The organism is Mumia zhuanghuii, assembly GCF_042681565.1.
Taxonomy (GTDB): Bacteria; Actinomycetota; Actinomycetes; order Propionibacteriales; family Nocardioidaceae; genus Mumia.
On the sequence record NZ_JBHUFT010000008.1, the window covers coordinates 1,832,371 to 1,839,836 of the forward strand.

At 71.6% G+C, this 7,466-nt stretch carries 7 protein-coding genes; 4 read left to right on the top strand and 3 right to left on the bottom strand.

What is annotated here, in order from left to right; translation table 11 throughout:
- Positions 1 to 55 precede the first annotated feature (55 nt).
- The 3 genes from ACFSDF_RS17285 to ACFSDF_RS17295 are packed head-to-tail and all read right to left on the bottom strand — an operon-like array spanning position 56 to position 2,251.
- Positions 56 to 1,201, bottom strand: a complete 1,146-nt coding sequence (locus ACFSDF_RS17285; protein ID WP_377158467.1) for a GNAT family N-acetyltransferase — start codon at positions 1,199 to 1,201, stop codon at positions 56 to 58.
- 52 nt (positions 1,202 to 1,253) lie between these two features.
- Positions 1,254 to 1,700 (bottom strand): ferritin-like domain-containing protein, encoded by a 447-nt coding sequence (locus ACFSDF_RS17290; RefSeq protein ID WP_377158469.1) that lies wholly within the window; start codon positions 1,698 to 1,700, stop codon positions 1,254 to 1,256.
- Positions 1,697 to 2,251: a hypothetical protein gene (locus ACFSDF_RS17295; protein ID WP_377158471.1), complete on the bottom strand. Its 555-nt coding sequence runs from the start codon at positions 2,249 to 2,251 to the stop codon at positions 1,697 to 1,699. The genes ACFSDF_RS17290 and ACFSDF_RS17295 overlap by 4 nt, the downstream gene beginning before the upstream one ends.
- A gap of 155 nt (positions 2,252 to 2,406) precedes the next feature.
- Here ACFSDF_RS17295 and ACFSDF_RS17300 point away from each other — a divergent pair, with 155 nt between their 5' ends.
- From ACFSDF_RS17300 to infB, 4 genes are all read left to right on the top strand, one after another.
- Positions 2,407 to 2,865, top strand: coding sequence for a ribosome maturation factor RimP (locus ACFSDF_RS17300; RefSeq protein ID WP_167003494.1), 459 nt, complete (start codon positions 2,407 to 2,409; stop codon positions 2,863 to 2,865).
- Positions 2,865 to 3,863 carry a transcription termination factor NusA gene (gene nusA / locus ACFSDF_RS17305; protein WP_167003492.1) on the top strand — a complete coding sequence of 333 codons (999 nt, stop codon included), beginning with the start codon at positions 2,865 to 2,867 and terminating at the stop codon, positions 3,861 to 3,863. Before ACFSDF_RS17300 ends, nusA begins: the two co-directional genes overlap by 1 nt.
- 81 nt (positions 3,864 to 3,944) lie before the next feature.
- Entirely contained in the window at positions 3,945 to 4,307 is a 363-nt protein-coding gene (locus ACFSDF_RS17310; RefSeq protein ID WP_167003490.1) for a YlxR family protein, read from the top strand.
- A gap of 115 nt (positions 4,308 to 4,422) precedes the next feature.
- On the top strand, positions 4,423 to 7,398 hold the full coding sequence (gene infB, locus ACFSDF_RS17315; RefSeq protein ID WP_167250468.1) for a translation initiation factor IF-2: 2,976 nt from the start codon (positions 4,423 to 4,425) through the stop codon (positions 7,396 to 7,398).
- Positions 7,399 to 7,466: the final 68 nt, after the last annotated feature.

Below are 7,466 nucleotides of genomic sequence, written 5' to 3' on the forward strand. Positions count from 1 at the left end.
CGGTCCATCGGTGCCACATCCTGGCACTGATGGACCGCGCTCCTGCGCCCGTGCCTCAGAACTCGATCAGGGGGTTGATGCGCTCGAGCACGAGCATGTCGGCGAACGTGCCGTTGCGCCGCACCTGACCGGCCCGCTCGGTCCCCGACATCTCGAACCCGCATGCTCTCGCCACCGCGAGCGAGTCGCGGTTGAGCTCGTCGACGCGCACGTACGCCCGAAGCGCTCCCATCCCGCCCATGTCGCGCGGCGTGAACGCGTGCGCGACGAGGGTCTCGGTCGCCGCCTGCGCATACCCGTGCCCTCGGGCGTCCGGGTGCAGCCAGTAGCCGATCTCGACGCTCGTGTCGGTACGGCGCGGGATGCCCACCGCTCCGAGCAGGCGGTCGGTCCGCGGGTCGGCGACCGCCCACGAGAAGGACGAACCGGTCGCCGCCGCGTCGGTCACCAGCGCGCGGAACGCCGCGGCGTCCTCGAGCCGGTACGGGGTGGGGAACGTCGGCATCCAGCGCTGGACGGCCGGGTCGTTGCCGCCTTCGACGATCCGTGCGTCGTCGTCCGCGCGCAGCGGTCGTACGACCACGTCCTCACCCTCCAGCGTCGGCAGCGACCACCAGTGGCCGAGCGGTGCCCGCTCGTCGTCGCGGTGCAGCGTCGCCACCCAGGCGTCCTGGTAGCCGCCGTGCTCCGCGAGCCAGCGGTGCACCGTGCCGCCGAAGGTGAACCCGCAGCGCCACGCGAGCTTGCGCGACCCCCAGTTGCCGCGTACCGCCCACCAGATGACCGTCTGGGTCGCGAGCGTGTCGAACGCGTAGTCGAGGAGCAGGTCGAGCGCCTGGGTCATCACGCCGAGGCCACGTACGGCGGGGTGGGCGACGAAGCCGACGTCAGCCCTGCCGGACCCGAGGTCGCGCAACGAGACGGTGCCTGCGTAGCGCCGGCGCCCGTCGGGGTGGGTGGCCACGACCGCGAACGCCCGCTCGGACCCCGTACGCCATCCCTGCGGGACGGTCGTCGTCAGGAACTCGAGGCCCATCGCCGCGTCGTACCCGCGGGGGATCATCGTCCACGCCACGCTCTGCGGGTCGAGGCACTGCTCGACGAGGGCGTCGAGGTCGTCCTCGCGGTGGGCGCGCAGCTCCACGTCGCCGTCCCGCAGCACGGGGACGTCGTCAGGGAAGGCCGCTGTCGGGAAGGTCATGGACCGCACCTTCGCACACCGGTCCGCGGACGTCTCGTCGGTTTCGCCCGGCTCAGGAGACGCCGGGGAGCGCGCTGGGCTGCCCGCCCCATGCGAGCAGCGTCGCGGCCGACTCCGTGAGCGCGGTGGCCGCGTAGGTGCGTGCCGCGCCCGTCGTCACCCCGACCACTACGAGCCAGCTGCGGCACAGCCCGGCTTCGACCGCCTGCGCGACGCGCCGGGCGCCCGCCGTGTTGTCGACCGCCCCGGTCTCGTACGCGGGCTGTGCCTCCACGGGCGTCTGGCCGTCGCGGACCAGGCGCGCCATCACGTCGTCGCGGCGCTTGCGGTGCAGGGCGAACGCGGACGCGGCCTGGCGCTGCACGGCAGAGCCCTCCGCGAGCCGACCCGCGATCAGCCCGTACGCGTAGACCGCGGCGTGCTCGCCGGCGAGGGCGTTCTGCCAGGCATCCGTCGGATCGGTCTCGGCGCCGGCGCCATGGTCGCCGTCGCGCCTCACGCGGCGCCTCGCTGACGGCGAAGGACCACCACGTCCTGGGCGTAGCCGGCCGCCAGCGCGCCGAGGAGGCGCGCGACCCCGCCGTCGACCGCCGTGCCGCAGTCGCCGCTGCGGGCGGTCTCGGCGGTGCGGGTCTGGGTGATCAGCGCGCTCATCGCGGCCGCCGGACGGGGCGGGACAGCGGGTGAGGTGGGTTCTGGTGCGGTGGCGCCCGGGGATGGCGGGGTGTCGGTCGCAGGGGAGGAGTCGTCGCCGAGGGCCTCGTCGAGTGCAGCGAGGCGCTCCTCGCTGCGTGCGGCCAACGCGGCGAGCGACCCGGCGAGCCCTGCGTGGGCCGCCGCGGTCGCGCGGACCGCGGCGAGGAGGGCTTCCTGTTCGTCGCGCGCGGAGACCAGGCGCTCGCGGTCCGGGTGGACCTCAGCGGCAGGATCCGCGGGCGTACGGTCGAGCCACGAGCACCCTGCGACGGCCGACAGCGCCACCGCGCCGGAGCCGAGCAGGAGCGTTCGGCGGCCGACCCCGTGGCGGGGCGCCGCACCGAGAATGGTCACGCCCTCACGCTATCGGAGGCGCCGTGAACACGGTCCTGCGCGACCCGGGTCGGCCGCCGCGTGACGTTCTCGGCGACGCCCTAGACTTGTCCCTGGCTCGGAAGCGCCCCGTGCGTACGACGTACGCGCGGTACAACAGAAAACGGAGGCGTGCCATGGCAACGACACCGGTCCCCGACACCCTCCGGCAGGCGCTGGACGAGGTCGTGACCTCGCGCGGCTTGGACCTCGACGCCGTCGAGCTCACTGGGGGGCGAGTCCTGCGCGTCGTCGTCGACGCCGAGAACGCCCTGAACCTCGACGACATCGCCGAGGTCACCCGGGCCGTCTCGACGGCCCTCGACGACAACAACGACCTGGGGTCGGCTCCGTACACGCTGGAGGTCTCCACGCGTGGCACGAGCCGCCCGCTGACCCTGCCTCGCCACTGGTCGCGCAACGTCGACCGCTGGGTCAAGGTGACGCCTGCAGAGGGCGACGTGTTCGAGGGCCGCATCCTCTCCGCCGACGATGCGGGTGCTGTGATCCGCACCGAGACTGGGGAGCGGGACGTGGCGTACGAGGACGTGAAGAAGGCAAAGATCGAGCCCGAGCTGAAGCGGAAGGACGTCTGATGGACATCGACATGGCGGTGCTGCGCACTCTGGAGCACGAGAAGGACCTGCCTCTCGGCGTCGTCGTGACGGCGATCGAGCAGGCGCTCCTGGTCGCGTACCACCGCACGCCGGGTGCCCGCAGCAACGCGCGGGTCGAGCTCGACCGCCGGTCCGGCCACGTGGTGGTCTGGGCGCGCGACCGGGTGGAGACCGAGGACGGCTTCACCCTCACCGAGGAGTTCGAAGACACCCCCGACGACTTCGGACGGATCGCGGCGACGACTGCCAAGCAGATCATCCTGCAGCGGCTGCGCGACGCCGAGGACGAGCAGCGCTTCGGGGAGTTCGCCGCACGCGAGGGCGACATCGTGTCCGGCGTGATCCAGCAGGGCCGCGAGCCCGGTGACGTCCTCGTCGATCTGGGTCGTGTCGAGGCGCTGCTGCCGGTCGCCGAGCGCGTGCCGGGGGAGTCGTACGAGCACGGCGAGCGGATCAAGGCGCTAGTGACCAGCGTGCGCCGTGGACCGCGTGGTCCGCAGGTCCAGGTCTCGCGCACCCATCCCAACCTCGTCAAGAAGCTGTTCGCCCTCGAGGTCCCCGAGATCGAGGACGGCACTGTTGAGATCGCCGGGATCGCCCGGGAGGCCGGTCACCGGACCAAGATCGCCGTACGCTCGACCGCGCCGGGCGTGAACGCGAAGGGTGCCTCGATCGGTCCGATGGGCCAGCGGGTCCGCAACGTGATGTCCGAGCTGCACGGAGAGAAGATCGACATCGTCGACTTCTCCGAGGAGCCAACCGAGTACATCGCGCACGCGCTCTCGCCGGCGCAGGTGAGCTCGGTCACGGTCGTGGACCCGGACGCCAAGGCGGCCCGGGTGATCGTGCCCGACTTCCAGCTGTCGCTGGCGATCGGCAAGGAGGGGCAGAACGCCCGCCTCGCCGCGCGTCTGACCGGCTGGCGCATCGACATCCGGCCTGACACCGAGGTCGTGCAGGACTCGGCGAGGCGCTGAGAGGTGTCGTCCGCCCTGCTGCGACGGATGTCGAGCAGGGTGGGCGACAGCGCCAGGAGCGACCCGCTAGACTGACAGACGGTGAATCACTCGACTCCAGCCGGTGGCGCGTCACACGACGAGGCTCCGGAGGCTCCGGTACGTGTACGGCCCGTTCGTACGTGCATCGGCTGCCGGGAGCGAGGCGACAAATCCGATCTGGTTCGGGTCGTGGCGATCCACGGCGAGGCGATTACCTTCGTCACGCCTGATCTTCGCGGCGCAGCACCGGGACGTGGGGCGCACCTGCACCTCGACGTCGCGTGCCTCGAACGAGCGACGCAGCGCAAGGCGTTCGCACGGGCCCTCCGCCTGGAGGGGCCGTTGGACATCGGACCGCTCGACGCCTACGTACGAGGATCGACCAGGCAGACGCAGCCGGCACCGTCAACAGGCGGTGCGTAGACAGAAGTGGAGCACACGCTCATGAGCAGTCGATGATTTCCGTTCGATGAGCATGCACATCAACTAGCGGTCTGCGCCCTTTCAGGGGCTCGGATCGCCCCTGAAGAGGAGAACAGTGGCCAAGGTCCGAGTCCACGAACTCGCCAAGGAGTTCGGCGTCACCAGCAAGGACGTGCTGTCAGCGCTGAACGACATGGGCGAGTACGTACGTTCCGCGTCGTCCACGATCGAGGCGCCGGTCATCCGCCGGCTCACCGAGAAGTACGGCGACCAGTTCCGCGCCCAGGGCGCGAAGAAGACGTCGAGGAAGCCCGCGGGGGCTGCACAGTCTGCCGCGCCCGCTGACGCCGCGCCCGCTGAGGGCACAGCGACGGCAACCCCGACCCCGGGTGCGCCGATGCCCGGGCCCCGCAAGAAGCCGGCGCCCCCCAAGGCAGAGCCCGTCCCCGAGCCGGAGCCCGCTCCGGAGCCGGTGGCGGCAGCGCCGGAGGCACCCGTGGCGGAGTCCGCACCGCAGGCCCCGCCCACGGAGGCGCCTGCGCCGAAGCCGTCCGGACCCCGTCCGGCACCACGCCCCGCGCCTCGCCCCGAGACGCCCGCCGCACGCTCGGACGCTCCGCGTCCGGGTGCGTCGGGTCCGCGTCCGGGTGGGGCGGGCCGTCCCGGCCCGCGTCCAGGCGGCACCGGCGGCGGTCGCCCCGGTGGTGGCCCTCGCCCGGGCAACAACCCGTTCTCGTCGACCCAAGGCATGCAGCGCCCGGGTCGCGGTGGCGACGGTGCCCCTCGCGACGGTGGCGCCCGTGACGGCGGCACCCGTGAGGGTGCTCCGCGCGACGGCCAGCGCGAGGGCGCTCCTCGTCCCGGCATGCCGCCGCGTCCGCCTGCCTCTCGTGAGGGTGGCGCACCCGCGCCCCGTCCGGGCATGCCGCGCCCCAACCCGGCGATGATGCCCAAGCAGAGCTCCATCGGTCCCGCACGCGGCGGTCCCGGTGGTGGCGGTCGTGGTCGCGGTGGCGCCCCGGCAGGTGCCGGTCGTCCCGGTGGCGGCGGTGGCCGTCCCGGCGGTGGCGGTGCAGGTGCCGGTGCCGGTGGCGGCGGTCCTCGTCCCGGTGGTTTCGCTGGCGGCGGTGGCCGTCCCGGTCCGGGTCGCGGTGGCCGCGGTGGCACGCAGGGCGCGTTCGGTCGCCCGGGCGGTCCCGCTCGCCGCGGACGCAAGAGCAAGCGCGCGAAGCGTCAAGAGTTCGACCAGATGCAGGCACCGGCCGTCGGTGGCGTCCGCGTCCGCAAGGGCGACGGTCAGGCCATCCGCCTGCCGCGTGGTGCGTCGCTGACCGACTTCGCCGAGAAGATCGGCGTCGACGCGGCCTCGCTCGTCCAGGTGCTGTTCGCGCTGGGCGAGATGGTGACCGCGACGCAGTCGGTCAACGACGAGGTCCTGCAGATCCTCGGCGACGAGCTCAACTACGACGTCCAGGTCGTCTCGCCCGAAGACGAGGACCGCGAGCTGCTCGAGTCGTTCCAGATCGAGTTCGGCTCGGACGAGGGTGACGAGGATGACCTCGCCGCGCGTCCGCCGGTGGTCACCGTCATGGGTCACGTCGACCACGGCAAGACCAAGCTGCTCGACGCCATCCGTCAGGCCAACGTGGTCGACAAGGAGGCCGGTGGGATCACCCAGCACATCGGTGCCTACCAGGTGGCGACGGACGTCGACGGCACCGAGCGTCGCATCACCTTCATCGACACCCCGGGTCACGAGGCGTTCACCGCCATGCGAGCCCGTGGTGCCCAGGCGACCGACATCGCGGTGCTGGTGGTCGCGGCCGACGACGGCGTGATGCCGCAGACGGTCGAGGCGCTCAACCACGCCAAGGCGGCCAACGTGCCGATCGTGGTCGCGGTCAACAAGATCGACAAGCCCGACGCGGACCCGACCAAGGTGCGCGGCCAGCTCACCGAGTACGGACTCGTGCCCGAGGAGTACGGCGGCGACACGATGTTCGTCGACGTCTCGGCCAAGTCGCAGCTCAACATCGGCGGGCTCCTCGAGTCCATCGTGCTGACCGCCGACGCCTCGCTCGACCTGCGGGCCAACCCGCACCAGGCGGCGGAGGGCATCGCGATCGAGGCACACCTCGACCGTGGACGCGGTCCGGTCGCCACGGTGCTGGTCCAGCGCGGCACGCTCAAGGTCGGCGACTCGATGGTCGCGGGTCCTGCCCACGGCCGCGTGCGCGCCATGCTCGACGAGCACGGCGACAACGTCGACCAGGCTGACCCCTCCCGTCCCGTCCTCGTGCTCGGCCTCACGGCCGTGCCGGGCGCCGGTGACAACTTCATGGTCGTCCCCGACGACCGGATGGCCCGGCAGATCGCCGAGAAGCGCGAGGCGCGCGAGCGCAACGCCGCTCTCGCGCAGCGTGCCGGCCGCCGGACGCTCGAGGACTTCATGCAGCACATGGAGAAGGGCGAGACCGACGAGCTGCTCCTCATCCTCAAGGGTGACGGTTCAGGTTCGGTCGAGGCGCTCGAGGACGCACTCAGCAAGATCGACGTCGGCGAAGACGTCGCGCTGCGGGTCATCGACCGCGGTGTCGGTGCGATCACCGAGACCAACGTCATGCTCGCTGCCGCGTCGAACGCCGTCATCATCGGCTTCAACGTCCGTCCGCAGGGCAAGGCCACCGAGGTCGCTGACCGCGAGGGTGTCGAGATCCGCTACTACTCGGTCATCTACCAGGCGATCGAGGAGATCGAGGCTGCCCTCAAGGGCATGCTCAAGCCGGAGTTCGAGGAGGCCCAGCTGGGCCGTGCGGAGATCCGCGAGATCTTCCGCTCCTCCAAGATCGGCAACATCGCAGGCTGCATGGTCATCTCCGGGTCGATCAAGCGGAACTCCAAGGCGCGTTTGCTGCGTGACGGCGCGGTCGTCGCGGACAACCTCGACCTCGCGAGCCTGCGGCGTGAGAGGGATGACGTCACCGAGGTCCGCGAGGGCTTCGAATGCGGTCTGACGCTCAAGGGATTCAACGACATCAAGATCGGCGACATCGTCGAGACGTTCGAGATGCGGGAGATTCCGCGGAGCTGAGACCGTACGGTCAACGCTGAGTGAGACGGGGTGCCGCACGCGTGCGGCACCCCGTCTCCACGTAAGAA

Bases quoted from the DNA above. Each gene is read 5' to 3' on its own strand.
- ACFSDF_RS17285 (WP_377158467.1), bottom strand. From the start codon at position 1,201: ATGACCTTCCCGACAGCGGCCTTCCCTGACGACGTCCCCGTGCTGCGG.
- nusA (WP_167003492.1), top strand. From the start codon at position 2,865: ATGGACATCGACATGGCGGTGCTGCGCACTCTGGAGCACGAGAAGGAC.
- ACFSDF_RS17300 (WP_167003494.1), top strand. From the start codon at position 2,407: ATGGCAACGACACCGGTCCCCGACACCCTCCGGCAGGCGCTGGACGAG.